At 64.3% G+C, this 24,956-nt stretch carries 21 protein-coding genes and 1 tRNA gene; 7 read left to right on the forward strand and 15 right to left on the reverse strand.

Translation table 11 applies throughout. The features are described 5' to 3' along the window. Positions 1 to 4 precede the first annotated feature (4 nt). The 3 genes from MPARV_RS0107840 to MPARV_RS0107850 are packed head-to-tail and all read right to left on the reverse strand — an operon-like array spanning position 5 to position 1,557. Positions 5 to 775 carry a sigma-70 family RNA polymerase sigma factor gene (locus MPARV_RS0107840; RefSeq protein ID WP_020377842.1) on the reverse strand — a complete coding sequence of 257 codons (771 nt, stop codon included), beginning with the start codon at positions 773 to 775 and terminating at the stop codon, positions 5 to 7. Beyond that, entirely contained in the window at positions 772 to 1,227 is a 456-nt protein-coding gene (locus MPARV_RS21065) for an ATP-binding protein (RefSeq protein ID WP_020377843.1), read from the reverse strand. Before MPARV_RS21065 ends, MPARV_RS0107840 begins: the two co-directional genes overlap by 4 nt. 3 nt (positions 1,228 to 1,230) lie before the next feature. Beyond that, the gene (locus MPARV_RS0107850) at positions 1,231 to 1,557 is read right to left on the reverse strand and encodes an STAS domain-containing protein (RefSeq protein ID WP_012230119.1); all 327 of its coding nucleotides are present in this window, start codon (positions 1,555 to 1,557) and stop codon (positions 1,231 to 1,233) included. Positions 1,558 to 1,809: 252 nt separating this feature from the next. Between MPARV_RS0107850 and MPARV_RS0107855 the strand changes: the two genes are divergently transcribed. Next, on the forward strand, positions 1,810 to 3,906 hold the full coding sequence (locus tag MPARV_RS0107855; protein WP_020377844.1) for a putative transposase: 2,097 nt from the start codon (positions 1,810 to 1,812) through the stop codon (positions 3,904 to 3,906). A gap of 86 nt (positions 3,907 to 3,992) precedes the next feature. Here MPARV_RS0107855 and MPARV_RS0107860 read toward each other — a convergent pair whose 3' ends face one another. Next, a complete protein-coding gene (locus tag MPARV_RS0107860) occupies positions 3,993 to 5,087 on the reverse strand; it encodes a trans-sulfuration enzyme family protein (protein ID WP_012230120.1) in 1,095 nt (364 codons plus the stop codon). A 110-nt stretch (positions 5,088 to 5,197) separates the two neighbouring features. Here MPARV_RS0107860 and MPARV_RS0107865 point away from each other — a divergent pair, with 110 nt between their 5' ends. The 3 genes from MPARV_RS0107865 to MPARV_RS0107875 all read left to right on the forward strand — a co-directional run bounded on the left by MPARV_RS0107865 (position 5,198) and on the right by MPARV_RS0107875 (position 10,645). Continuing rightward, positions 5,198 to 5,404: an SHOCT domain-containing protein gene (locus MPARV_RS0107865; RefSeq protein WP_012230122.1), complete on the forward strand. Its 207-nt coding sequence runs from the start codon at positions 5,198 to 5,200 to the stop codon at positions 5,402 to 5,404. Between the two features lie 114 nt (positions 5,405 to 5,518). Continuing rightward, on the forward strand, positions 5,519 to 9,190 hold the full coding sequence (locus MPARV_RS22450) for an Ig-like domain-containing protein (protein ID WP_020377845.1): 3,672 nt from the start codon (positions 5,519 to 5,521) through the stop codon (positions 9,188 to 9,190). A gap of 228 nt (positions 9,191 to 9,418) precedes the next feature. Next, positions 9,419 to 10,645: an IS110 family RNA-guided transposase gene (locus MPARV_RS0107875; RefSeq protein WP_020377846.1), complete on the forward strand. Its 1,227-nt coding sequence runs from the start codon at positions 9,419 to 9,421 to the stop codon at positions 10,643 to 10,645. 210 nt (positions 10,646 to 10,855) lie between these two features. On the opposite strand, the gene MPARV_RS0107880 is transcribed toward MPARV_RS0107875, so the two are convergent. The 5 genes from MPARV_RS0107880 to MPARV_RS0107905 all read right to left on the reverse strand — a co-directional run bounded on the left by MPARV_RS0107880 (position 10,856) and on the right by MPARV_RS0107905 (position 16,700). Continuing rightward, a complete protein-coding gene (locus tag MPARV_RS0107880; protein ID WP_320408787.1) occupies positions 10,856 to 11,569 on the reverse strand; it encodes a transposase in 714 nt (237 codons plus the stop codon). A gap of 726 nt (positions 11,570 to 12,295) precedes the next feature. Further along, positions 12,296 to 13,957 (reverse strand): RNA-binding domain-containing protein, encoded by a 1,662-nt coding sequence (locus tag MPARV_RS0107885; protein ID WP_020377848.1) that lies wholly within the window; start codon positions 13,955 to 13,957, stop codon positions 12,296 to 12,298. An 896-nt stretch (positions 13,958 to 14,853) separates the two neighbouring features. Next, entirely contained in the window at positions 14,854 to 15,435 is a 582-nt protein-coding gene (locus MPARV_RS0107895; RefSeq protein ID WP_012223247.1) for a hypothetical protein, read from the reverse strand. Then, positions 15,423 to 16,133, reverse strand: coding sequence for a calcium-binding protein (locus MPARV_RS0107900; RefSeq protein WP_420886226.1), 711 nt, complete (start codon positions 16,131 to 16,133; stop codon positions 15,423 to 15,425). The genes MPARV_RS0107895 and MPARV_RS0107900 overlap by 13 nt, the downstream gene beginning before the upstream one ends. Before the next feature lie 267 nt (positions 16,134 to 16,400). Continuing rightward, the gene (locus MPARV_RS0107905; protein ID WP_012223251.1) at positions 16,401 to 16,700 is read right to left on the reverse strand and encodes a hypothetical protein; all 300 of its coding nucleotides are present in this window, start codon (positions 16,698 to 16,700) and stop codon (positions 16,401 to 16,403) included. Between the two features lie 245 nt (positions 16,701 to 16,945). Between MPARV_RS0107905 and MPARV_RS21070 the strand changes: the two genes are divergently transcribed. Then, positions 16,946 to 17,353 carry an excisionase family DNA-binding protein gene (locus tag MPARV_RS21070; RefSeq protein WP_012223253.1) on the forward strand — a complete coding sequence of 136 codons (408 nt, stop codon included), beginning with the start codon at positions 16,946 to 16,948 and terminating at the stop codon, positions 17,351 to 17,353. A 499-nt stretch (positions 17,354 to 17,852) separates the two neighbouring features. Here the strand turns inward: MPARV_RS21070 and MPARV_RS0107915 are convergent, their stop codons facing one another. From MPARV_RS0107915 to MPARV_RS0107930, 4 genes are all read right to left on the reverse strand, one after another. Further along, on the reverse strand, positions 17,853 to 18,284 hold the full coding sequence (locus tag MPARV_RS0107915) for a helix-turn-helix domain-containing protein (protein ID WP_020377853.1): 432 nt from the start codon (positions 18,282 to 18,284) through the stop codon (positions 17,853 to 17,855). Next, positions 18,281 to 18,721, reverse strand: a complete 441-nt coding sequence (locus MPARV_RS0107920; protein WP_031277679.1) for a DUF6932 family protein — start codon at positions 18,719 to 18,721, stop codon at positions 18,281 to 18,283. The genes MPARV_RS0107915 and MPARV_RS0107920 overlap by 4 nt, the downstream gene beginning before the upstream one ends. 150 nt (positions 18,722 to 18,871) lie before the next feature. Next, positions 18,872 to 20,026: a tyrosine-type recombinase/integrase gene (locus MPARV_RS0107925; protein ID WP_020377855.1), complete on the reverse strand. Its 1,155-nt coding sequence runs from the start codon at positions 20,024 to 20,026 to the stop codon at positions 18,872 to 18,874. A 122-nt stretch (positions 20,027 to 20,148) separates the two neighbouring features. After that, positions 20,149 to 20,236: transfer RNA gene (locus MPARV_RS0107930), tRNA-Ser, on the reverse strand. A gap of 121 nt (positions 20,237 to 20,357) precedes the next feature. On the opposite strand from MPARV_RS0107930, the gene MPARV_RS0107935 reads away from it, so the two are divergent. Next, positions 20,358 to 21,107 (forward strand): MBL fold metallo-hydrolase, encoded by a 750-nt coding sequence (locus tag MPARV_RS0107935; protein ID WP_020377856.1) that lies wholly within the window; start codon positions 20,358 to 20,360, stop codon positions 21,105 to 21,107. Between the two features lie 393 nt (positions 21,108 to 21,500). Then, positions 21,501 to 22,898 carry an AI-2E family transporter gene (locus MPARV_RS0107940; RefSeq protein ID WP_012223263.1) on the forward strand — a complete coding sequence of 466 codons (1,398 nt, stop codon included), beginning with the start codon at positions 21,501 to 21,503 and terminating at the stop codon, positions 22,896 to 22,898. On the opposite strand, the gene MPARV_RS0107945 is transcribed toward MPARV_RS0107940, so the two are convergent. Further along, entirely contained in the window at positions 22,810 to 24,279 is a 1,470-nt protein-coding gene (locus MPARV_RS0107945; protein WP_020377858.1) for a malonyl-CoA decarboxylase domain-containing protein, read from the reverse strand. The genes MPARV_RS0107940 and MPARV_RS0107945 overlap by 89 nt on opposite strands. Beyond that, positions 24,276 to 24,842, reverse strand: coding sequence for a DoxX family protein (locus MPARV_RS0107950; protein ID WP_012223270.1), 567 nt, complete (start codon positions 24,840 to 24,842; stop codon positions 24,276 to 24,278). The genes MPARV_RS0107945 and MPARV_RS0107950 overlap by 4 nt, the downstream gene beginning before the upstream one ends. Positions 24,843 to 24,956: the final 114 nt, after the last annotated feature.

The following is a 24,956-nucleotide window of genomic DNA, read 5'->3' on the forward strand; positions in this document are numbered from 1 at the left end:
CTTGTCATTCGTTTCGTTCCACGAGGGTTGCCAGCCTCTCTAATGCCCGTTTGATCAAACGCGAAACATGCATTTGGCTGACGCCCACCCGTTCGGCGATGTCGCTCTGGTTGAGTTCCTCAAAAAATCGCATCTCCAAGATGGTGCGCTCACGGTCGGGCAGCCGCTCAAGCAGACCCTCTACCAAGATGCGATCGACGCCGTGCTGAATGCCCACATCACCAACCGCCGGGTCGGGTGCCCCTTCGGGACGACCCTCCAGGCTGTTGGGCCGGAACATGCGTCTGGCTTCCAACACCTCGTCCACCGTCTCAGCCGGGAGGTCGGCCTCCGCAGCAACCTCCGCCACCGTCGGGCTACGATCCAGGCGGGCGGTCAACGCCTCCTCCGCCTGGCGCACCCGGGGCATCAGATCCTTGACGCCACGCGACACCTTGGAGCCCCACGCGTGATCGCGGAAGTGACGTTTGATCTCACCCACCGCGGTCGGCACCGCGTAGCTTTCAAAACTGCCGCCCCGGTCGGGCGAGTAGCGATCAAGCGCTTTGAGGATGCCGAAGGAGGCCACCTGCGCCAGGTCGTCACGGCTCTCGCCCCGATTGGCAAACCGGGCGGCCAGGTTCTGGGCCATCTGCTGGTAACGCTCGGCCAGCTCGGCTCGAACGTTGTCGGCGCGGTCTGCGATCCACCACTCGAGTAGCTGCTCGTTGTCGGCCCGCCGCAGCTCGGCCCTGCTTCGGCGCTCCGACCGGGTCGCCGAGGCCCGGCTGGTCATCCGACGTTCGCGTCGGCGTCGACCGCGGCGGCGAGGGGCCACCGGAACGTCAACGAGGCGCCCGTGTCCAACAACCGAAAGTCGACGTCGTCGGCCAGCGAACCCAGAACCAGTTGCGCCAACTCGTCCACCTGGGGGTCGTCGCAACGACCGCCCGTCAGCCGTGAATCAAAGGTCATGGAGTCCGAGCCGACCACAATGGTGATCTCCACCCGTCCGTCCGTCGTCGCATGCCCCACCAGGATGGCGCAGGCTTCGCCCACAGCAATACGCAGGTCTTCGATGTCATCGATGGAGGCGTCAACCGACCCGGCCACCGCCGCAGACACCAGGCGGGCCAGGCGAACCGGCTGAGGCCGGGCGGGGAAGCCCAGCGTGATGGGACCGTTGATGGCCGAGCGCACGCTGCGTTCCCCCAACGTGGTCGCGTCGATCTCGTCGGTGCCCAACATGACTCAGTCCTTCGGTTCAATCGTGAAGTGGTCCAGCACTCCGGCCACCTCCAGCAGGCGAACCGTCGAATGCTGGGGTGATCGCAGGGTGACCGAATCGTTACGGTCACCGAAGCGCTGGCGTGCCAACAACAGGGAACGCAGGCCCGAGGAGTCGATGAAGCCCACCGAACTCAAGTCGAAGCTCAGGCTGTCGGCGCCATTCTGGGCCACCTCATCCACCGCAGCCTCCACAACGGGTGCCGACGTCATATCCATCTCGCCATCAAGAACCAACACCACGTCACCTCCCGACCGCTCTTGCACGACCGTAAACTCGTTACCTGCCATCTCGTACTCCAGTGGGGTACCCGAATCATCACCCGGACCAAACTTCCGGACTCCAGGACTCCTGACCCGGTGAGGTGAGATTTGTTGGTGTGGCGGGGGTTTGGGCTTGTTTTGTCGCGGCATAAGTGCGATAATAGGAGCAAGGGTTCACGGCGTTTGGCGGGTGCGATGGCGGTCACGGTTTCAGGCAGGGAATGGGCCATGGCGCCGTTGCCGATGGGTCCTGGGGGGTCGATACCGGTCGGACCGGGTGTGGATGTTCTGATCGACGAGGATGGTGCCGGGTCGGTGTTCTTGTGGGGGATGGCGGCCTGGTATTGGGCGGCCGGTGACGACTCGGCGAGACGTTTGGCGGCGGTCCAGTTGGTGAACGCCCAACACGCATCTCAGCGTGCTGTTGCTGAGGTTCTGGGTTTAAACGAGTCGACGTTGTGGCGGTGGCGTAATGACTACAAGGAGGCCGGGACCGGCGCGTTGGTCAACGAACCGAAGGGCCCGAAGGGCCCGTGGAAGCTGACCGATGACATGGCCGAGTCGATCGTTTCCAAGCGCGCAGGCGGGGCATCGTTGCGGGATATCGCTGACCGTCACGGTGTTTCGACTGACACGGTCCGTCGGGCTTTGGCCTCCAAACAGACCCCCGAACCAGAACCCGAACCCGAACCCGAACCCGGGTCGGGGTCGGGGCGGGTGTTGGTGCCGTTGGCTCGCCCGGAGGGCCGTGAGACCGAACGCCAAGCGGCCCGCCGTGGCGCGCTGGCCGGAGCGGCACCGGTGATTTGTGAGGGTGCGAGCCTGCCGTTGGCCGGTGCGTTGGTGATCTTGCCGGCGTTGGCGGCGACCGGGCTGTTGGACGCGATGGACACCGTGTTCAAACCTGTGAAGGCGGCGTTCTATGGGATGCGGTCGTTGGTGTTGACCCTGGTGTTCGCCAGCTTGGTCGGCGAACCCAGAGCCGAGGGGCTGACACGCCTGAACCCGGTCGATTTGGGCAGATTGTTGGGATTGGATCGGGCACCGGAGGTTCGTCGGGTCCGCCAACGGATGGCCGCCCTCGGTGAACAGAACCGCGGCGATGAGCTCTTCAAGGCGCTCGCTGACCGGCATGTCAACAACAACCCTGAGGCGTGTGGGGTGTTCTATGTCGACGGGCACGTCCGCGCCTACCACGGCCAGTCGAAAGTCCCGAAAGCCCATGTTGCACGGATCCGGATGTCGATGCCCGCCGAGTTGGACACATGGATCTCAGATGGCCGTGGGGACGGGATCCTGGTCTGGCAGGCCGAACCCGGCGCGTCGCTGGTCGGCGAACTGAAACGGGTCGCAACCGAGATCCGCGAACTGGTCGGCCCCAACCGGCGGCCGACGATCATCTTTGATCGGGGTGGCTGGTCCCCGGCACTGTTCGCACAACTCGACGCGGCCGGGTTCGACATCGCGACCTACCGCAAATACAAGGTCACCCCAGAACCCCGTAACCGGTTCACAGAACACCAACTCGTTGACGATCTGGGTCGGACCCAGACCTACCTCCTCGCCGACCGGGACGTCCGACTCGCGTACACCCACAACAAAACCAAACGCCGGTTCGATTGCCGTCAGATCGTCCGCCTCGACCCCACATCCGGGCATCAAACCCAGATCATCACCACACGCACCGACCCCGACCCCGCCCCACTCGCATACGCCATGTTCTCCCGCTGGCGACAAGAGAACTTCTTTCGCTACATGCGAGCCCACTACGGGCTCGAAGCGCTCGACACCTACACCACCATCGGCGACAACCCGGAACGGACTGTCCCCAACCCGGCCAAAAAGGCGGCAGCGAAACACATCCGGCAAGCCAAAACCGAGCTCGCCGAAGCCGAAGCCATCGAAGGCCGCGCACACCTCAGCCCCGGCCGGACCCCAGCCGGTGACCGGATCGTCGCCGACGCCCTCGACATCCAACGGACCGAACTCGCCGACCTCAAAACCGCTGCACGGGCCATCCCCGTCCGCGTGCCCGTCACCGACATCACCCCCGCTGCCGCCCGCCTCAACGACAACACCAAACGCATCCACGACGCCATCCGCATGGCCACCTACAACGCCGAAACCGCCCTCGCCCGACTCCTCGCCCCCCACTACAACCGGGCCAACCACGAAGCCCGCAGCCTCCTCCACGAAATCTTCACCAGCCCCGCCGACATCCACACCCACAACAACAAGCTCCACATCACCATCGCACCGCTCTCCAACCCCCGCCGAACCCGAGCACTCCAAGCACTCTGCGACGACCTCACCGCCACCCAAACCCTCTACCCCGGCACCAACCTCACCCTCACCTACACCACCAAAAACCCCTGACCCCCCATGCACCAACTATCCGCGTGGGTCAGGAGTCCTGGACTCCATAACGTACCCAATTCGGGCGGCTGCCCCCATGCCGATCGCTACAACGACCCCACGAGGTCGGACCACAGGTCATCGACGTTCTCGCAGCCCACGCTGAGTCGGATCAGGGTGGGAGGGATGCGTTCCTGCCCGGCGATGGCCGCCCTGCGCTCCATCGTCGACTCGACGCCTCCCAGGCTGGTGGCGTGGTTAATCAGCTCGACTCGGGCGCACACGTCGGCCGCGTGGTCGCCGTCCCCGGTTGTCTCAAACGACAGCATCGCCCCAAACCCGGCCATGAACCGCTTGGCGACCTCATGAGTGGGGTGGGCGGGCAGCCCGGGGTAGAGCACTCGGGTGACACCGCCGTGGGCATCAAGGCGCAACGCCAACTCCATGGCGTTGTCCTGGGCCCGCTCCAGGCGAAGCCCCAGGGTGCGTGCGCCCCGCACGGTGAGGAAGGCCTCCATGGCGCCGATGGTGGCCCCGTAGATCAGGCGACGATCGACAAACTCGGCGTACAGGTCGTCGTCACGAGTGATCAGCACTCCGGCCAGCAGGTCGGAGTGCCCGCCGATGAACTTGGTGGCCGAGTGCATCACCACGTCGGCGCCATAGTCGAGGGGAAGCTGAAGTAGCGGGGTGGCGAACGTGCTGTCGACGACGACCAGGGCGCCTTCCGGCCGCGGCGCACCGCAGATGGCGGGGAGGTCGGCGACGGTCATCAACGGGTTCTCCGGCGACTCCACCCACACCAGGTCGCTGACCGCAAGGGCATCGAGCCAAGCGGCCGTGTCTGCCTGATCGAGTCGATCGACGTGCCAGCGGCCCTGGGATTCGCCTTCGGCGAGGATGCCGGCGACACCGTGGTAGGGGTCGGTTGGCGCGGCGATGCGGGCTCCCACCGGCAGACGGCCAAACACCGCCGCTGCGGCCGCCATCCCCGAGGCGAAGGCCAGCGCGCTGCCCTTCTCCAAACCACCCACCAGCTCCTCGAGCGCATCGGTGGTGGTGGTGCCGTGGGTACGGCTGTAGAGCCGCTCGTCGGGCAGATAAAAGTTTGACGCCAATTCTGGCGACACGTTGAGCGGATCACCGGGGGTGCGGGTTCGACCCCCGCCCACCAGCCAGCTTTGAGGCGTCCAGTTGGTCATAGGTCGACACTACGACCGCAAGCTCCCCCGCCGTTCAAATTCATCCAGCAGCTCTTCGCGTCGGCATCGAGCGGGGCACCCACCACCGACACCCAAGCCATCGCTGCGCAATGGCCGAGCAGAACGACGCCAAGGTGATCGGGCCTGGATCTGCCGGATCCGGCGCCCGGCCGATACCCGGACCCCCTCAACGAGACCCGGTGGAACTGCTGAGCGAACTCGTCACCATGAAGGATCGCGGGCTGCTGAGTGACGCCGAGTTCGCCGAACGGAAGGCCCGGATACTCGGCAAGTGGTTGCTACTTCCGAACTTGTAAGTTCGTCATTTGCTCCACGCCACGCCGAGGCCCTTACTGAAGTAACCTCACCCGATGGTCGTGCCCCGTCAGTCGGGTTGCGGTCGGAATTCTGGTACCGACCCCGGAGGCAGCATGAGTCCGCGCATTTACCCGGTAGCGGCTGCGCTCGCGCTGCTCGCCACCTCGTTTGTCGTCATTCCCGCTGAAGCGGGCGCACAGCAGGGCGAGCCGGTCCCCAGCGCTGCGCCAACGACGGGGGATGAGGCCATCGAGGCCCTCGGTGCCGGACTTCCTCAGGCCGCCAGTGACGCCGGTTTGTCACCGGCAGAGCTGACCGACCGGTTCACGACCGATCCGTCGCTGCAAGCCACGCCGGACGGCATCCTCACCTACGACGACCCCGCCCCACCCGCCCCACCCCAGGCCAGGACCGGTGAGACCGATTCCGCAGCGTTCGTGCCAGGATCCACGTTCAACCTCAGCTCCAAACCCGGTGCAAATCGAACGATTTACCTCGACTTCCTCGGCGGCACGGTCACCGACACCTACTGGAATGCCACTTACACGGGAGGCGCCCCGATCGTGGTTCCGCCCTGGGACATCGACGGCAACAGCGCCACGCTGTCGATCGCCGAGCAGAAGATCATTCAGACCGCCTGGCACGTGGTAGCGGAAGACTTCGCTCCGTGGGACGTCAACGTCACGACTGCAAACCCCGGTCTCGCCGCCCTCGAGCGGACGAATGCGGCCGACCAGGTATTTGGTCAACGGGTCATGTATTCCAATTCGAATCATGGGATGTGCACGGGTTGCGCGGGGGTGGCGATCATTGGTGCCTTTGATGCCACCGGCAGCTACCTCGGCCCGGCGTGGGCCTTCACGGACACGCTCTACGGTGAGCCGAAGTACTACGGCGATGTCTCAAGCCACGAGCTTGGGCACACGTTCACCCTCGGCCACGACGGCACTTCGGGAGCGGCCTACTACGCGGGCCATGACGACTGGAGTCCGATTATGGGCTCCACTGCATGGCGCCCGATCGTCCAGTGGTCGAAGGGGGAGTACGACGACGCCAACCGGCAGGAGGACGATCTCTCGCTGATCGCGGCGAACGGGGTCGACCTCAAGCCCGATGACCATGGCGACACGCTCGCCACAGGAACCCCGATCACGCCGGCCACACCGGTGAAGGGGCTGATCAACACCTCCGCCGACATCGACCAGTTCACCTTTGATGGTTCCGGTCCGTTTACAGCGTCGCTGTCGCTCTGGGACGAGCATCCAAACCTCGATGCCCGACTTCGGCTTTTGAACAGCGCCGGCTCTCAAGTCGCCGCCTCCGACCCGCAGAAGCTCGGCGCGCCCTCCCTCTCCGTGCCGTCCCTCGCCGGCGGCCGTTATTCCATCGAGGTCGACGGTGTCGGGTGGGGCGACCCGCTCGGCACGGGCTACACCGACTACGGAAGCCTCGGTGCCTACGCCCTGAGCACAAGCTTCAACCAAGCACCGATCGCAAACGGCACCATCACCCCGACCACGGTTCAGTACCAAGGCACCCTCTCCTACAACGCCTCGCTCTCCAGCGATCCTGACGGCACGATCACGGCCTACAACTGGAACTTCGGTGACGGCACAACGAGCACCTCTGCGAGCGGCACCAAGGCCTACTCGGCGCCCGGGAGCTACACCGCCACCCTGAAGGTGACCGATAACAAGGGTGCCACCGGCACCAAGACGTTCGCGGTCACCGTCAACGAGCCCGAAGCGGTCGATGACACCGCCGCCACCACCGAACATGGAATCGTCTCGGTGTTCGTGCTCGCCAACGACATTCCCTCACCGGCGCCGTCCGCCACCATTGCTGCAATCACCCAACCGGCCAAAGGCTCGGCGTCGATCTTCTCGATGCCATCGAAAGGAATTCGCTTCGATGCCGGGACCGACTTTGACGGTCTCGACACCGGGGAGACCGAAGATGCAACGTTCACCTACACGCGCCAGCAGGACGGCTACACCGACACCGCAACGGTGACCGTGACGGTGTCCGGTGAGAACGATGCACCGGTTGCCGCCGACAGCTCCAAAACGACCGACGAGGACACGGCGTTGACGTTCGCTGCGCCGATGTCCGATGTTGATGTCGAGCCGCTGACGATCACCAAGACCACCCAGCCATCGGCGGGCTCGGTCACCATCTCGGGCACCAACCTTGTCTTTAACCCGGGCAACGATTTCCAAGCGCTCAGGGCAGGCCAAACGAGTCAGGTGACGTTTACCTACACCGCCAGTGATGGCGACCTCACCGCGACCGGCACCATCACCGTCACCGTCACCGGACTCAACGATTCACCCGTCGCAGTGAACGACACCGCAGCCACCCCGCAGGGGACGTCGGCGTCGCTCGATCCCACAATAAACGACATCGACCCCGAAGGTGATTCGCTTGGGGTAGCGAGCGTCAGCGCTCCCAATGCCGGCTCCGCGACCCGGGTCTCGCCCCATGAGGTCCGGTTCACACCGAGCCCGGCCGACAATGCACTCGACGACGGCGAGTCCGCCAACCGAACCTTCGACTATGTCGTGACCGACGGTGCGGCCTCCGACACCGGGACTGTGACCGTGACCGTCACCGGGGTCAATGACCGCCCGGTCGCCGCCAACGGTTCCAAGACGACCGACGAGGACACGGTGTTGACGTTTGCGGCACCGATGTCCGACGTTGATGTCGAGCCGCTGACGATCACCAAGACCACCCAGCCATCGGCCGGGTCGGTCACCATCTCGGGCACCAACCTTGTTTTCAACCCGGGCAACGCTTTCCAAGCGCTCGGGGGAGGCCAAACACAGCAGGTGAGCTTCACCTACACCGCCACCGACGGCGACCTCACCGATACCGGCACTATCACGATCACCGTGACCGGAGTCAACGATGCTCCCGTGGCAGCAAATGACAGCTACTCGGCGGTCGCCGGTCAGGGGTTGACATTCGATCCGGTCACAGGCCACGGGGCCGATACCGACGTGGACACCGCTGTTTCCACGTTGACCGTGCCTGCCCTCCCCAGCGGCGGAACCGGGACCATCTCCCGAGTTGGCGCCACCGGGTTCACCTACAACCCGCCGCCAGCGGCCAACCTCTTGCGAATCGGCACCTCACTGATCGATACCTTCACCTACACCGTGAGCGACGGCCACCTGACCGATACGGCAACGATCACGTTCACGGTGACGCGGGAACTGCCGGCCGAGTGCACATCGGCACCGCCGCATGGATTTACCGACGTCACCGCCGGCGATTGGTACGACGGTCCGGTCGCCTGGGTCAAAGCCATGGGGATCACGAGCGGGACAACCCCCACGTTGTACGGGCCTCACACCCGCACGACCAGAGCACAGATGGCCACCTTTCTGTGGGGGCTTCGCGGCAGGCCGACCGGCAACGCCAACCCCGGGTTCTCCGATGTGCCCTCAGACGCCTACTACGCCGAGGCGGTCGCCTACCTTGTCGGATCCGGCGTGACGAGTGGAACATCGGCAACCAGGTTCTCGCCCAACGCACCGGTCACCCGAGCACAGATGGCCACCTTCCTTTGGGCGCTGGCGGGGCAGCCGGCTACCGCCGCATCGAATCCGTTCAACGACGTACCGGCCGGCAAGTACTACACGGTCCCGGCTACCTGGGCCGCCGAGGTGGGTATCACCACGGGGACCAGCCCCGGGGTGTTCTCGCCCGACAGCGCGGTCACACGAGCCCAAATGGCCACCTTCCTCCGTCACTACGTGTGCACAGTCGGCTACGCCTAATGGGGTTGCTGGGTTCGTGAGAGTCTGGCTTCGAGCCGCTGGCCGGTGAGCACTCTTGCCGCCTGGAGCCCTCCGGGATTCCTAGGGTTAGATCGTGCCCCGGCTGGCAGGTTCGGGTTGCCCATCAAGCGCTCATGGGGTGTCGTGCCGTAGAGCACTGATCCATTAGGTCGCCGCTCGGGAAGCCCGCAGGCTCACCATGTTGAACCACAACCGAGGAGGCACACCATGAAAGTGTTCGTGGGCGATGACTGGGCCGAAGCCCATCACGACGTCCATCTGATGGGCGAGACCGGCGAGAAGCTGGCTGCGAAACGGTTGCCTGAGGGGCTCGATGGGATCGCGGGTCTTCATGCGTTGATCGCCGAACACACCACCGATCCGACGGAGGTGATCGTGGGGATCGAGACCGAGCGGGGCTTGTGGGTCCAAGCGCTGATCGCCGCCGAGTATCAGGTGTACGCGATCAACCCGTTGTCGGTCTCGCGTTACAGGGACCGCCACAACGTCGCCGGCGCGAAGTCAGACCCTGGCGACGCGAAACTGTTGGCTGATCTGGTGCGCACCGATCGGCACAACCATCGGCCTGTCGCCGGTGACACCGACCAGGCCGACGGGCTGAAAGTCCTCGCACGTGCCCACCAGAATCTGATCTGGGACCGGACCCGTCACACCAACCGGCTCCGCAACGACCTCCGCGAGTTCTTCCCCGCCGCACTGTTGGCGTTCGAGAGCCTTGCCGACCGGGACACGATCGCGGTGTTGACTAAAGCTCCGCACCCCGATCAGGCCCGACGGTTGTCGATCGCCCAGATCCGTTCGGCGCTCCGAAAAGGCGGACGTCAACGGAACCTCGACCGGCGGGCCTCCGAGATCCAACAGGCGTTGCGGACCCCTCAACTCGACGCACCGCCAGCAGTGACGACAGCGTTCGCTGCGACCACCAAAGCGCTGGTCGAGGTCATCGCCGGGCTCAACACCAGCATTGCTGAACTCGAGACCGAGCTGGCCGCCCATTTTGATGAACACCCGGACGCCGACATCTACCTCTCCCTGCCAGGACTCGGTGTTGTGCTCGGCGCCCGGGTGCTCGCAGAGTTCGGGGACGACCCCGACCGCTACGACAACGCCAAGTCTCGCAGGAACTACGCGGGCACGTCACCGCTCACCATCGCCTCAGGCAAGAAACACGCCGTGCTCGCCCGCCATGTCCGCAACCGGCGTCTCTACGACGCCATCGACCAATGGGCGTTCTGCGCGATCACAGCGAGCCCCGGCTGCCGAGAGTTCTACGACCAACACCGTGCTGCCGGTGACCTCCACCACCAAGCACTCAGAGCGCTCGGGAACCGGCTCGTCGGCTACCTCCACGGATGCCTTCGAACCCGCACCCACTACGACGAACACACCGCCTGGGCACACCGTCAACCAGCACAAACACAGATTGCTGCTTGACACCTTCCACCCCTGGGGTGTCTAACCCAGACCTTTCAGTTGTGGTCTGGGGTGAGGCTGTCGGGGTGTGAGCCGTTGATGGCCTGAACCGTGACGCTCTGAATGGTGCTCGGGTGCTGGTGGGGCGTGTTGAAGTAGGAGTCGCGGGTGGCGGGTTGTGTGCGGCCGGGCGGGTGTGGGTGCTGAGGGCGGCGGGCTCAGCATGCCCGGTCAGGTGACGGCGCGGATGTGGTGGGCCCGGTCGAACGCGTCAAGGAGTTGGTCGGTCCATGGCCAGGTGTCCGAGAGGTTGAGGCTGTCCTGTCGGGAGTTGCGGGTGACGGTGGCGGCGGTGTGGAACAGGCAGTAGCGAAGCCGTTTCGGTTGGGCTTTCGCGAGTTCACCGTTCAGGCAGAGCAGTTGGGTCCACGCGATCAGGTCTTGGGCGCACAACATGGTTGTGACCCAGGCCTGGTTGATCGCGAACGACGCTGACGGCAGATTCGCGAGGCCGGTGTCTTTCGCGTCAGCGATGCGCTGTTCGACTCGGCCCCGTCCGCGGTAGAGCGCTTCGAGGTAGGCGATGTCAGCATCGGCCAGGTTGGTGACACACACCTGGAACCGGTGGCCGGCTTCGTCGGTGAACGTCAGTTGCGCGCCGGGGTGACACGGTTCGCGTCGGGCGATCATCCGGGTTCCTTCGGGCCATCCGGTCAGGTCGACCCGGCCGGTCAACTCACACACCACCGCGTGTTCGCGTTCTTCGGTCCCGTCGGGAGTGACTGCTGGAACCCAGTGGTGGTCTGGTGTTTCGACCAGGACCTTGGCGATGTTGATGTTGAGTTCGTGGCCGACCACGAACCGGACGTCACGCTCCACACAGGCCTCGAGGAACTGGTGGGCGTTATGAGGGAGAATTCCACGGTGCCAACCAGCGCGAGATATCCGTGGGCCTCTGGTAACTCATCCGGGGTCTCCACCTGCTCGATGCTGGTGCTGCAGAGCTCGGCGAAGCTAGGGCGGACTTGGTCTGCAAGCGATCAGCCGTTCAGAGACGGGCCTACCAGATCGGCGCTAGGGGCCGCTGATGCTCTCGTCGGCTCGGCTGACACCTCCGCCGCCAGCAACGAATGCTGAACCACAGCCAGACTGTTGCCAGTAGCGGACGATGCGGAGGTAGGCTCCATCTTGGCTCCAATGACTGGGGACTCCAGCAGGGCGACACTGGCCGACGCCTGCCCAAACTTGAAACTCATACCCCAAGAGGTCGCTGAACCACAAGAGCGCTCAAAGAATCCGCTGAGGTGTGATGGGCAAGCCGATCGAACCTCACTCATCCCTGCCATCTGCTGACGGCTGCTTCCCAGTCGACCGTATGGATGTAGATGGCGGAGGGAGGGGGATTCGAACCCTCGGAGGCTTGCACCTCAACGGTTTTCAAGTGCGGCCGAGGGCTGTTCGAACCTGCTGCAAGCTGTGTGATCCCGAGGGCTCGCGAGGTGCCCCGTCGGGCCGCACTACCTCCCACAGCCGATCGGATGGGATTCTGGATGGGATGAACAATTCTCAATTGTGAACCTGTGTTGGGGTCGGTCGTTGCGGGCAGCGGCTCACCAAATTCGGCACGGTCTGGCGTCCAGTCGGCTCATTCACGGTTGTGCAAGTACTCATTCACGGTTGTGCAAGTACGTAGTAGGCGCCGCGCTTCTGGCCGCGCATATCGAGCTTCCCGGCGTCGACCATGCGACCGAGCAGTCTGGTCGCTTGGGCTGGTTTCAGCTGGCACAATTCGACGACCCCCGATCGGCTGATCCTGTCGTACCTATCGACGTAGGTCAGGATCATTTGCTCATGTTGGAGAGTGTCGAAGCCGCGTGTTCGCACGTACTCGGCCTGTTCTCCGAGTTGCTCGTACACCGATGAAGCCAGGTGGTACGAGCGACCCTTTCGCTCACCTCTTGCTTCCAGCAGTCCCTGCTCGACCAGCTTGTTGAGTTCGGCACGCGCCTCATCGACGGAAACTTGGAGCACCTCGGCTGTTCGGTCCGAGGTGATGCGACGCTCCTGGCGCACCTCGTGGAGCACCTGGAGGAACCGCAGGTCGACCATCCCCGCGTTGCGAGAGCGGACACTTGCGATGAAGGCGGCAAGCTCTTGATCGGCCGGCCCAGAACGCATCCGGACCTCGACCCAGTCGTTTGTGGATCGCGAGTAATCGGGCGCCGGCCGGCCGAGTTCGAGTTGGCCGGCGAAGACGCGGTTGATCCCTCGCCCCGTCCGTTCAACCAGGCCTGCCCGTTTGAAGGCATCGGCCAAGAGCGGGTTCCGCGGTTTGGGGGGTACGGACAACAGGTTGTGGATCGTGATGCCGTCGGGAAACGCGCCGGGGCTCGTTATCGAGAGGACATCGTTCTCGATCGCAACTCGAACCTGCCCCACCAGGCCATAGTTTCGGTGCACGAGTGCATTGGCGATCGTCTCGCGGATCGCAACGTCGGAGTAGCGAGGCAGCCCGACTCGCAAAAGCCCGTGCTCAACTTCCTCCTCCAGGTTGAAGGGGGCGATGGCACTGCTGAGTTCGGTCATCGCCCGAACCAGCGGGATCCGCTGGATCCGGTTCGCTTGCACCCCGCTCGATTGGTCAAGTACTTGAAACGCAACTTCGTGCGTCGGCACGAATCGCCTCAGCGCCTGTTCAGTGCCGAACATCAGAACCGCGCCCACCACGAGGTCACCGTCAACCGTCCGGAACCCAAGGGCTGAGATCAGATCTTCGGTCGACAATTCGGCCAGCGTTCGATCGCCGATCGTGCGTACCGACTCACGGAAACGGCCGATCTCGATCTCGCCAAGGTCGTCGCTGGTCGCGTCGGGGACCGGCATTGCTGACAGGTCGCGCTGTCCGATCGAGGCAAGTCGAGCGATCGCATCGTGCGGCTGCATAGGTAGACACTGTGCGTCGCCGTTGACATCGAGCGCTCGTCGAACGTAGACACCTGAGGTCGTCGAGACCAGCGACGTCTGCTTCGGCACTTCGATCACGATGACCGTCTTGCCGCCGACGTCAACTGTCGACGCCGTCACGTTGACAGGCGGAGACGTCGTGTTCGCAACGAGCGCAGGGAGGCGTTCAGGTTCAGTGGCCTTGCCATGGCGCGGCCGAGCGCCGATCACGGCGCCATCGTCGTCAACCCCGATGAGTAGAAGCCCGCCGTCGCCGTTCGCCAGGCAGACCACGTTCGTGGTCAGCTCCGAATCGTTGATGTCCCGCTTGAACTCAAGGCTGTAGCTCTCGCCCCCACCGATGAGTCGCTCGAGGTCGGCCGCCAGCATGAGCGAGTTATACCACAGTTATGCAACGCCACCTGGAGTTATGTCATTCGGTGGCATAACTATGACACGGACGGCAAACCTTCTGTGGATAAGTCGATCACCTGTGGCTACTGGTGCCGCTCAGAGACGGCGGTCTGGCCCTGGGCCGCTTGTGGCACGACACACCGAGCGCGCGGCACGTGCCCGGCCGCGCCAGCGCAGCACGTTGCGAGATCCCCACTACGAAATCGGCGGGGACGCAGGCAGACACATCTCGAAGCCGGTCTCAGAGCCCGTCGCCTGCAACTCGGCAGCAGCCACCCGGAAAGATGCCAGCAGCTGATCCGGAGACCACTTGCTTCGGGCCATTTTCAAGTCCCCGTAAGGGAGTTGGGTGGCGGAGGGAGGGGGATTCGAACCCCCGGAGGCTTGCACCTCAACGGTTTTCAAGACGCTTGATCAGCCCTTCTGTACCCCCGGAAACCCCTAGAAACCGCGGCGGCCTAGTAGTTCCTTAGGACTTCATAGCCCCATTGAGAGTTCCAATCATGGCCATTTTCATGGCCAAACTGTCCCGCTGGTTAGACGGCGCAATACCGCTGCTATGGCTAGCGCACGCGGGACGGCCGGACGTGCGCATCGCCGCTGGTGCCAAGCTCTCGGGCCGGGGCTGAACCCACCCCAGCGTCACCCACGAACGTGGCGCTCAACAGGTGAGAGGTTGCGTTGTCGGAGAAGTAGGGACTGCAGCCGATGCTGTTCCCGCGTTTCGGGGAGTACATCGGTGTCGGCATCGCCGTCGTCCCGACGAAGCAGGCTGGTCGTTACAGCGAGCCAACCCGAGCAAGGTAGGGCTGGCCCGGCTGTCGCAGGTGGCAAAGGGAGCCGGTAACCGCAATGATTGGTGACGGACAGGGTCAACTGAGGTCCAGGGTCAAATAGTTGTTGTATGGGTCGGAGTCATTTTCCGGAGGGTTGCTGGCGCTGTAGACCTCCGCCCTGGCTTGAGTTCCGGCAAACCTTTCAGGACGTTCCAGGTCGATTTCCACCCGGAACGGATTGCCCTTTTCCAGCGAAGTCTGCCACGAACACCTCAACTTGCCATTTTGCACGTCGCTACAGTGATCGCCGCTACTGAGTTCAGTCGCTTCCGTGCCGTCCGGAACATATACGACGAGGTTTAGGCCACGAGCCGACTCCTTGTCGAGCACTGCGACTGAGAGTTCAAGGGTCGCGCCGGTGTCGCTCGTCTCCGAGACACTGCCTGTGACCGCTATATCAGCACGGTTGAGGTCGGCGCGCTCCCAATCCGCCCTGGCCTGCGCCTCCGGTGACATTGGAGGCTCACCGCCCAGGATTAGATCAGCTTCAGAACTACCGGCTGCGGAAGAATCTGACTCGTCGGAGCAGCCCCCCAACACGATCAGACCAAGGCAGACCGCCATGGCCGCCAAGAACCTCTTTGGCGGCAATGAAGTCGTTAGTTCTACGTTTCGCATCCTCTCACTACCTCCAGGCTGGCGCACGTGTCGGTGCTCCGGCCACCGTATCCAGTGTCATTTCCGTTTCCTCCGGACAGATCGTCGTTGCCAGCTGAGCCGCTGAGGTGGTCGGCGCCGCGTCCTCCTCGGATCGTGTCGCGTCCTGCTTGACCGTCGATGATGTCCGGGCCTGCTCCGCCACGGAGCTCGTCGTTGCCGCCGCCACCTGTGGCGCCATCTGCTCCCGGCCCGCCGTAGAGCTGGTGTGCCTCTGCGTTGCCTCGAATGTTGTCTTCGCCGCGGCCGCTGCTGGCAAGGTCGTCACCGTCGCCGCGTCGAAGGACGTCTGCTCCTCGGCCTCCTCGCAACTCGTCGCCACCAGGTCCTCCGGTGAGGGTGTCGTCGCCGCCGAGCCCGCATATGACATCGTCTCCGTCGGTGCCGACGAGGACGTCATCGCCGTCGGTCCCAACGATTGTGCAGGACGACTCGTCCATGACCTCCACGGTGAGGGTGCCGGTCGAGCAGGTGCCCTGATCGTCACATACCTGGTAGGTGAATGTGTCGGTCCCTGTGGTCATGACAGCGATATATGAGATCCGTGGCGTGTCGTCACACCTACTAGACGCCACCGCCCAGGCGTTCTGTTGCACCCTGCACGCAACCAGCCGCGCTGCTGCTGACGGATCTGAGCTCGAGGATGGAGCTTCTCGCACATCGCCAGGCGCATTCGCAGGCCTACCTCCGCCGCCGGTGATCTCGCCTGGTGACCGGGTTGCCCGTCGTGAGGGCGCCTCGTGAGCGACGATATCTCGGGCGAGTCGACATCGGGTTGCCCGCGCCCGAAGATCGACGCTGAACCAACGTCGTCAACGAGTCGCTGGCTTCACTCGGTCCCAACTCTGCCCGTGGCCGCCTGGTAGGCAGCGTGGCCTCCGCGCGGTCCAATGGCGAGCACTTCGACGGTGTCGGGTTCCTGCTCGTCAGGAGTACGAGTCGGGTCGTCGGCCGACGGCCTGGGCGGCTTCATCGAAGCTCACTCGGTCTGGACCTGCGTCATCGAGACGTCGGCGCGCTTCGGTCGCGTCAAGGTGGTCTTCAATCGCCGGGAGAATCTCTAGCCATAGGTCCCAACCGATGATGACCCCTTGTGGCCGCCGGTGGCTGCCAAAAGTGACGGGTTCGGCGTTAACCCCGTCGAGTTCGAAACCGGCCAAGATCTGAGAGAGCTTGGCCCGGGCTTCGGTGGTAGGGAGGATCTCAAGAGGTCTGGTCACCGACATCGCGTGAATCCTAGTGCATTGATGTACAAATTTACGTACGACTATGTGAGCCGTTTCTTGCTGGGTTCCCAACTTCAGCGAGTTTCGGGTTTTGCGGGGCGTCACAGCGGCGTTCCCTTGTCGGATTATCCCGAAGCCCTCGATCAACACTCTGAGGCCAACCGGCGGGTCCAATAGCGGGGCGCGACGAAGGCGAAATGTCCGGCAGGGGTTACAGTTGTTTCAGTTTGACGGGAGGGTTGCCGATGGCCGGACCGACAACAACGGAACAGCATTCGAAGAGGCCCCAGCTGGTGCTGCGTGCTGACGGGACCGAGGTGCAACTCACGCCACGACAAGCGGACCTAGTCGACCTTGTCCTCGATGATCTGGAGACCGTGTCCCCAGCAAAGGCAGCGGAGTTGCTCGGCGTCTCTCGCCCTATGGTTGTTCGCTGGATCAACCAGGGAATCCTGCAAGATCAGAAAACAGGATCGCATCACAAGATTCCCCTCACGTCGGTGTGGGAACTGAAGTTCAGGCGCATGGAAGCTGGAAGAGCCGCGGTCGCCGCCGTTCGGGACGCTCCCAACGATGATGCGGCCGCCAGGCGCACGGCCGCCGCCCGCGATCGCGCTCGGGAGCGGGTCGCCCGTCGTGACAGCGCCTCGTGACCGACAACGTCCCGTGTGAAGGCTGGCGTCCTTGGCTCTAGTTTGGGCATGTGGCACCCGAACGACTAAGCGCTGAGGAACTGGACCGACGGTTCCCGAACCGGCCCACAAGTTTCGCTGCGTGGGACGCCGACCGTTTCCTCCAGACAGATTGTCGTTGCCTCGGTTGCCCAGATTCTGTCGACCTGTTGCGGGACGAGGAGTGATCCGCCCTCAAATCCTGAGAATCTCGGGCGCATCGTGAACCACGCACATCGCGGCGCAACGTCGCAATCGGGCGCAACCTGAATTTGCCATTTCAGATGAGCGCGTACGCCTCCTTCCCATGATGGGCAACGGGCGGTGCCAGGGCGTGCCGATGCGGTAGCCCGCACCGCCAACGCCAGATCACGGGTGAACCCCATGTCGTGGTGTACCGCGCGGCGCCCCTTTGAGGCCTCCAATCGCGGCAGCGAGGGGAACCCCTGAGCAACTGGGGACGACCCCGTATCCCGGGCGGTTAGCTTGCTGAAGCGAGACGGACGTCGTAGTGGACGGTCACCGCGAGCGCTTCGGCGATTTCGACGAGTCGGGCGAAACTCACACCGGCATAGTCGCCGGCCTCGTAGCGCTGGATCGACTGCTCTGCGATTCCGAGCCGATCTGCCAGTTCGCGCTGGGTCAATCCGCGAGCGATCCGCGCCCTGATCAACGCAGTCGGAAACTCCCCGATTCCGGTCGCCTCAATCAGCGTCGCGTCATGCAACGCATCGAAGTCCGCCAGCTCGGTTTCGAAGTCGCCCAACGTCCCGCTGAGTGCCTGCATCTGCAGCTCGCGCATCTCGGCAGACAGCCCCTCGGGCAAAGGCGCCCGCTCCAGCTCACTGATCGCTACCCGAACCTCATCGGCCTTGGACCGAGTGATCTTGTACTGACGCTCATTTTTGATCATTGTTCGAACCCCTCGTTGGTCAGGTCGATCACGACGATGCCCTTTGGGCGGCCATCACGATCGCGTTGAAAGAACTCCACGAAGTACCGGCCCGACGATCCTTCGATGATGTTGGGAAAGAACTCGCAACCGAACGCAGCCTTTTGTGCAGGCCTCCCGGGTGACAGGTCCAACAACGCCGGATGCAGCACCGACCGGTCGACCCCTATCGGGTCATACGAAGCATCGACGTCGCCGGGGTGAACCTTGGCCGTCACGAAGCTCCCATCGATCCATGCACGTCGACACCCGGCCGCCTTCAGCGACAGCAACGCCCGGCGGCAACCCTCGAGGAGGTGAACACGCCAATCGGTTCCCCCAAACGTTGCCTCGACCTCGGCCCAGGACGCCAGCCACTCACCCGGGGGCAACACACCATCGACGAACCGCGGGACCATCAACACAACATACCAGTTGGGTCAGACGTTCCAGGCGGCCAAGCCTGACCCTTGGACCCGAATCGGCGTTTCGATGGGACGAACGATGGGATGCCGTGCGACCCCCTCGAGGTGTTGTGCGAGGGCGGCGCGTTGCCGGTCAGCGATCGCTTACGGCTTGTCGAGGAGGGTGTCGATGAGTTCCCCGGCTGCCTGGTCGGCTTCGGTGGTGCGGGCGGCGTAGACGTCGAGGGTCATGGTTGGGCTGGCGTGGCGGAGACGTCCAGCGACGGTGCGGACGTCGGTGCCATTGGCGATGAGGTGGGTGGCCGTTGCATGGCGGAGGTCATGAAATCTGACGCCGTCGAGCCCATGGGCGTCGGCGAGGGTTCGCCAGTCGTTGGTGATCTGGTTGAGCGTCAACGGATGGTTCCAGTCCCGTGAGGGGAACACCCACCCGTCCGCTCCGAGCGAGCCGAGACCGACCTTGCTGGCTGCGTCGGTTTGGTGGGCTCGCCATTCCTCGATCGACGCCATCGTGGCCTCACCGACGGACACGACACCGGTGGTACGGGTCTTGGTCGGTTTCACCTTCGATGCCGGACCCCCATCAACGACCGAACGCTGGAACGTGATCAGCCGCTGCTCGACGTCGATGTCGGACCACTTCAACGCGCCGAGTTCACCTCGGCGGGCACCGGTGGCGATCGCCAGGCGGATAATCGTGGCCATCCTCGGGTCGGCCTTCCCGATGATCGCCGCCACCGTGTCGAGGTCGGGCACTTTGTGTTGGTGGGGCTCGACGCGTGGGGTGTGGGCGATCAGTGCCGGGTTGTTGGGGATAAGCCGCCAGCGCACAGCAGCAGACAGCGCTGCCCTGAGGATGCTGTGAGCCTTCTTGACCGACTGCGCCGACAGCGGACGCCCAGCCTTGCCGCCTTCAGAGAGGAGTGTTTGGTAGAAGCCCTCCAGGCGTTCAACCGTCAGCCGGTTGATCCTGACGGTGCCGATGTGCGGCGAGATCCAGCCCTCGGCTGTCCGTTGGTGGTCTCGGGCGGTAGTCGGGCTCCAGTCGTTGACGTTCGCTGTCTGCCAGCGTTCGGGCAGCTGATCGACCGTGAGCGTTTGCTCGGATCGGCTGCCCTCGACTCGTCCGGCCTCGATCTCGGCGATCAGCTGGCGCATCGTGCGCTCGGCTTCACGCTTCGAGCCCTTGACTGACTTTGACCGGTACCGCTTCTTGCCGGTGTCGTCGGTCCCCAGGAAAAGTCGGATCTCCCACGACCCTGACGGCAGGTTTCTGAGTGACCCGCGCACGTGCCCCATCCTGCCAAAACCCACCGGACGGATGGGATGCTGGATGGGATGACGCCTCAAACCGACTAGAGACGAGGAGTTGCAATCCCGCTCGAATCGGGCTGCTTCCTAGTCGCCCGTATGGATGTAGATGGCGGAGGGAGGGGGATTCGAACCCCCGGAGGCTTGCACCTCAACGGTTTTCAAGACCGTCGCAATCGTCCGCTCTGCCATCCCTCCATTCATCACCTTAGAGCCGGTTGGCGGGCGGCCGCGAAGCGGTCGGGCTGCTGCGCAACCGACAGGTTGGCGGGCATACCCCTGACCGCGCAGCCGTCGACATTGCGCCACACTGGTGCCCATGAGCGACGCCACTGCAACCTCCACCGCCACGCCCGGCTCCAGCCGGTTGTACTTCCGCCAGCTACTGGCCGGCCGGGACTTTGCCAAGAACGACCCGATCGCCCGGCAGATGGTGAACTTTGTGTACGCCATAGGTGACCGCCAAACCGGCGAGGCCGTGCTGGTGGACCCGGCTTACGCCCCCGGCGAGCTGGTCGATGTACTTGAGGCCGATGACATGATGCTGACCGGGGCCTTGGTGACCCACTACCACCCCGACCATTCGGGTGGGGACATGATGGGCCACAACATCGCTGGGGTACGCGAGTTACTAGAACGCGTGGAGGTTCCGCTGCACATCCAGGGCGATGAGGTGGAGTGGCTGCGCAAGGTGACCGAGGTTTCCGACGACCAGCTGCACACCCACACATCGGGCGATGTGGTGATGGTGGGCGAAGTGCCGATCACGCTGATACACACACCCGGTCACACACCCGGCAGCCAGTGCTTTCTGGTGGAAGGCAAGCTGGTGGCGGGCGACACACTGTTTTTGGAGGGCTGTGGCCGAACCGACCTGCCCGGCGGCGACCCGGCGGCGCTGTACGAGAGCCTGACGCAACGACTGTCAAAAGTTTCCGACGACACCACGCTGTACCCAGGCCACCTGTACTCGGCCGAGCCATCGGCATCGATGGGCGATACCCGCACGCACAACTTCGTTTTCGCGCCCCGCAATGCCACCGAATGGATGGGCATGTTCGGACGATAGGCATTATCAGGCGTTGGAGAGCGACCGGGCGTACATCACCCACTGTTGAAGAGTGCCTACCTGCAACTTGCTGGGCACGGGTATCTGGCTGAGTAAGGACGTGTCTCGCACGGTCCAGTTCAACCCAGCCGAAGGGGCCGACCCCGAAGGAGTCACCACGTAACCCGGGTAGACGGTGATATCACCGATCTGGACCAACGGCTGAGATCCGACCGCTGCAACAGGCGGTGGTGCAGAAAGCCAGGTAATGCGACGTCGTCGGCGTGTGACGGTTGCACATCTTCTTCAGGCATGTGAATCCTCCGGACGACCTTCAGATTGCACCTAACTGCCGGATGCCAACCGCAAGGGATGGGCCCGACTCTTCACCGACGAACCTGGCAAGCTGTGGCCATGACCAACGAGGCCGGAACGGGAAGCGCACAGGGCGACCGCCCGGCCGCCCACGATGACCCCGACCGCCTGGACGACCCTGGATGGACCCGGCACCACGAAAAGCGGGAGGTAACCACAAGTCCGCTCGGTGACCGGCTGCCACCCTGGTACCCGCGAGCCCTGATCTACACCGCGCTCACCGTGGCCTCGCTGGTGCTGCTGCGGGTCACGATCTACCTGCTGCGCGACCTGCTTTTGATGCTGATGGTGGCGCTGTTTCTGAGCTTCGCCATGGAACCGGCGGTGAACTGGCTGGCCGACCGCGGATGGCGCCGCGGCGCCGCCACCGGCCTGGTCTTTGTGGTGGTGCTGTTGGGCGGCGCGCTACTGACCTACGCGATGGTTGACCTGGTGATCAGCGAAACCAGCCGGCTGGTGGACGACGCGCCCCGCTACGTGCGCGACACCACCGACTGGGTGAACCGCAGGTTCAACACCGAGGTGACATCCGACGACCTCGTCAGTCAGATCGAGACCTACCAGGGCGACTTGTCCACCATGGCCACCAACGTGGGTGGACGTGTGGTCACGCTGTCGGCGGCCGCGGTTGGCGCTCTGTTCCGGCTACTCACCATTGGGCTGTTCGCCTTCTACCTGACCGCCGACGGCCCAAAGTTTCGCCGGACCATCTGCAGCCGCCTGCCACCCGACCGGCAGCGCATGGTGTTGGACCTGTGGGAGTTGGCCATCGCCAAGACCGGCGGCTACCTCTACAGCCGGATAGTGCTCGCTGCACTGTGCACCATATTCAGCTGGGTGGCCATGGAGGTTCTGGGTGTGCCCTACGCGTTGGCCTTGGCGTTGTGGATGGGCGTCCTCAGCCAGTTCGTACCCGTCATCGGCACCTACCTGGCCGGCGCTCTGCCCATTCTGATCGCCCTGCTGAACGCCCCGATCGCCGCCTTGGCGCTGCTGATCTTCTTCACCGTGTACCAACAGTTGGAGAACTACCTGTTTGCCCCCCGGGTGACCGCCCGCACCATGAACATTCACGCTGCAGTGGCGTTTGGATCGGTGATCGCCGGCGCCAGCCTCATCGGCCCCGTCGGCGCCCTGCTGGCCCTGCCCGTAGCAGCGATCGTGCAGGCGTTCCTCTCGGCGTTCCTGCAGCGACACGAGGTGGTCACCTCTGAACTGACCGCCGTCTCGATGTCGCAGGGCGACGAAGACGATCTACGGGGCCCAGGTGGCATGGGCGACCTGGGTGAAGAGCTGTGGAACGATCCGGCAGGCGCCTCGCGGGGCGAAACCCCCAGCGGCGAGTTCTTCAGTCGGATGCTTCGTCGAGCAGTCGAGCGACGTCGTCACCCACACTCACCTGACCCTCAGTCCGATAGTGACCCGCCCGCTCGCTGAGCCGATCGGGCTCGTACAGGTAATTGGCCATCAGGGTGAGCGACCGTGCCACACCGTCGTGGGTTCGGTTGGCACCCCAGCACAGCCGTGCCAGCTGCGCCCCGTTGCCCAAGTGGAAGTTGGCCACCGGATCGGGTGACCGGCCGCCGGCGTCGGTGTCGGTGAGGTACTCCGCCGCAAGCTTCAGGAAACGGCCCCCATACCGGGCCGCCTCGTCGCTGACCATCCAGATGTCGTCGCTCAACAGCCGCTGAACCTCGTCCGCCGGGCGGTTCATGCCAAGGGTGCCGAGCATCGTGCGGGGGGGTTGGTCGATGGCGCCCGCGCCGGCCACGCCTTCGGGCGGCGCCGCACCGGCGCCCGAAAATTCCTCGTGGTCCTCATCGCCGGAGATGGTGGCCAGCACATGCTGTGCGAACGAAGGGACGGGCGACAACGTCACATAGGTCGACACCGTCGGGTGCGTGGTTCGCAACTCGTTCACGGTTGCTTTGATGAGCTCATTTCCAAAGCCCATACCGGCCAGGCCGGGCTGCGGGGACGAAATACTCCAAAACACGGCCGTATCGGCCCGGTCGACGGGCACGGTGCCGGCATGCGGGCCGATGATGCGATCGAGAGAGTCCGGGATGCCCTTGGTGAACGCCAACCACACGAACGCCAACGGCTCACCGTGTATACCGGGGTGGAACAGGGCGAACGCCGCCCGGTCGTCTGCCAAACGACTTCGCAACTGGTCGATCGACTCGATGGGGTGCACCTTCTCCAGCGCGGCCACCCGCTGCAACAGACTGGCGGGCGTATCCCAGTCGAGGCGCTGCAGCTCGATCAGGGCCGGGGTCATCAGCACCTGCAATCGGGCCTGCACCAACAGATCCAAAGCAGATGCCGCAGCATCGTCGTCGCGGGCGGCCACGTCGATGGCAGCGGCCCGCAACTCGACCAGGAACCTGACACCCCCGGGGGCGGCACCCAACTCGTCGAGGATGGCATCAGCACGCGTGCGAACCGCCCGTTGCGCATCGGCCAGCAGCTCGAGGCGCTGCCGGGCCGGTGCTCCGACCTCGGGGGAGGAACTGCCCAACACGCCGAGGGCCACACGCTGCGCATCGTCGGGGAGTGCACCCTCGGCCAGTGCCCGCAGCAGGTTGGCCCGAGCGGGTGGCACGTCCTCCGCCCACAGGGTGACCAACTCGGCGGCAAGCCGTCGGCGACCCGACAGCTCGGTGGTGTCGGTCAGCCGCTTGAACACCCGATCGAGACGGCCCAGGTCACGGCTTGACAGTTCGTGGTGCTCGGCCGGATTGCGCGGGCTGCGGCTCCAAACCCCGATGCGTTCGAATACGCCCTGCAGACCAGAGCGGCCGCGCCGCGCGTTCATGGGGTGTCGGAGGCCTCGGGGGCGGGCGGCCGGTACACCGCCACCAACAGGCCCACTCCGCCAAGAATGCCAAGCCCGGCCGACAACGCCAGGCCCAACCAACCGCTCAGCGTCTTGTCCAGCCCCAGGACATGGTCCAGCGAGAAGGCGCCTGGACCAAGCATGGCCACCGCCACGGCCCCAACGGCCAGGATCAGGTTGTACTCCCAGCCGCTCTTCACGATGAAGAAGCCATTGTGGCGGTGCACCGTCCACCCCGCCACGATCATCAGGCCGACCAACCCGGCCGCCATCAGCGGAGTCAACAGACCAAGAGCAAACCCCAGACCCGCACCAACCTCAGTGCTCGCCGCCATCAGCGCCATGACCTTGCCCGGCTTCATGCCCATCGAGTCGAACCAACCCGCCGTGCCCGGGATACGACCCCCTTGGAAGAACTTTCCGTAGCCGTGCAGGGCCATGGTGACGCCAAATGTCACCCGCAGTAGCAGCAGCGCCGTATCGATGGCGGCGGCGTCGGGGCGAACGGTGTCTGGGCTGTAAGCGAGCAACTGTGCGAGCACTGAGGGCCTTTGCGGTCATTCGAGGGAGGGTGTGTCGGGCGATCCTAGATTCCGAAGCCGGCACGGGCCCCTTCACGGCGTCGTGCACCATTCTCTAGCCTGGCGCCGCCCACT

This window comes from Candidatus Microthrix parvicella Bio17-1, assembly GCF_000299415.1.
GTDB classification, from domain to species: domain Bacteria; phylum Actinomycetota; class Acidimicrobiia; order Acidimicrobiales; family Microtrichaceae; genus Microthrix; species Microthrix parvicella.